The 776-nt window shown below is 70.7% G+C and carries 1 protein-coding gene; it reads right to left on the bottom strand.

Going from position 1 to position 776, the window contains the following annotated elements; translation table 11 throughout:
* A partial coding sequence (locus tag WCL58_RS25250; RefSeq protein ID WP_336851755.1) for an autotransporter outer membrane beta-barrel domain-containing protein occupies nt 1–776 on the bottom strand: 776 nt, incomplete at both ends.

Below are 776 nucleotides of genomic sequence, written 5' to 3'. Positions count from 1 at the left end.
CCCAGCGTCGACACCGTCGCATCCGTGTGCTGTTTATCCCCGCGCAAGGCCGCCGCGCCGCCGCTTTCCGCGATGCCGTTGTTCTCGAAGTTCACGTACGCCAGGTTCACGAACGGCTCCAGGTTCAGCCACTCACCCTGCACGCTGTAGCCCGCTTCCGCGAACAGCTGCTCGGTGCGCGCGCTGTACTTCGCCGTGTCGCGGTCCGACTGCATCCCGTAGTTCACCGACCGCTTGGTGTCGATGCGGTGCCAGGTGTAGCCCGCCCCGCCGCGCAGCGCCAGCGCCCCGAACTGCTTGTCGCCGTACGCCGCCAGGTGGTAGTTGTCGCTGTCCGCCTTCGACCCGTACCCGCCGTGCAGCGAGGTGCGGGTGTAGCCGGTCGCCACCCCCAGCCGCCAGTCGTCCGCCGCCGCCGAGTCCAGCCCCACCAGCACCCCGTAGGTCGAGGCCTGATAACCCGTGGCGTTGGCGTCGCCCGACGCGTGGTCCCACGCCCCCAGCAGCTGCGCCCAGGCACCGCCCTCGTCCGCCTTGATGGCCGACGAGCTCACCAGCCCTTCCGCCTGACGCAGACGCCCGTTCAGCGCCTCACGCAGGTAGCGGCTGTCGTTCACCAGCGCCGACGCGATATCCGCATGGATTTGCCCCGACAGCTGACGGAACGCCTGCCGCGCTTCGCCCGCCGTGCCGCTGCCGAGCAGGCTCTCGTACACCGGGTTGCCCGCCGCCAGCGCATCCGCCGCTGCCGCCACCGCCCGCTCGTTCGGCGTCTG

Origin of the sequence: Serratia sp. TMDUHS_CL (assembly GCF_037137105.1) — a bacterium.
Taxonomy (GTDB): domain Bacteria; phylum Pseudomonadota; class Gammaproteobacteria; order Enterobacterales; family Enterobacteriaceae; genus Serratia; species Serratia nevei.
This window is presented reverse-complemented; position numbering and strand designations above follow the sequence as displayed.